A 585-nucleotide genomic window follows, 5' to 3' on the forward strand; every position below is an offset into this window, starting at 1 on the left:
GGGATGAACGCGTGACCCGCCGCGATGCCGTAGCCAATGCGCTGTTGCACCGCTACAGCCCGACGCTGTTTCAACTCGACGACTCTGCCCGTCAGTACCGCGGCATGTCGCTGCTGGAACTGGCGCGCGAAAGCCTGACCAATGCCGGGGTGAACACGCGGGGCCTGTCGCGGGACGAGGTGGCGACGCGCTCGCTGCATTCCACCTCCGACTTCCCCGAAATTCTGTCGGCCGTCACCAACAAGACCCTGCGGCAGGCCTACGAGACCTATCCCCGCACCTTCATGCTGTTCTGCCGCCAGGTGCTGGCCACCGACTTCAAGGCGATGAACCGGGTGCAGTTGGGCGAAGCACCCCAGCTGCTGGAGGTTGGTGAAAGCGGCGAGTTCAAGCGCGGGACGCTTGGCGAGAGCAAGGAAAGCTACAAGGTCAAGACCTATGGCCGGGTGGTCGCCATCACCCGCCAGACGCTGATCAATGACGATCTGGATGCCTTCACCCGGATCCCGGCGATGTACGGCAACTCCATCGCCCAGCTGGAGTCGGACGTCGTCTGGGGGATCATCACCGCCAACCCTGCGATGG

General features: G+C 63.9%; 1 pseudogene. It reads left to right on the forward strand.

Annotated elements, in window-relative coordinates:
* Positions 1-585: pseudogene (locus ACK41V_RS23725) on the forward strand (peptidase U35); the annotation flags it as partial.

Source organism: Acidovorax sp., from assembly GCF_046291265.1.
In the GTDB taxonomy this organism is placed as follows: Bacteria; Pseudomonadota; Gammaproteobacteria; order Burkholderiales; family Burkholderiaceae_C; genus Acidovorax.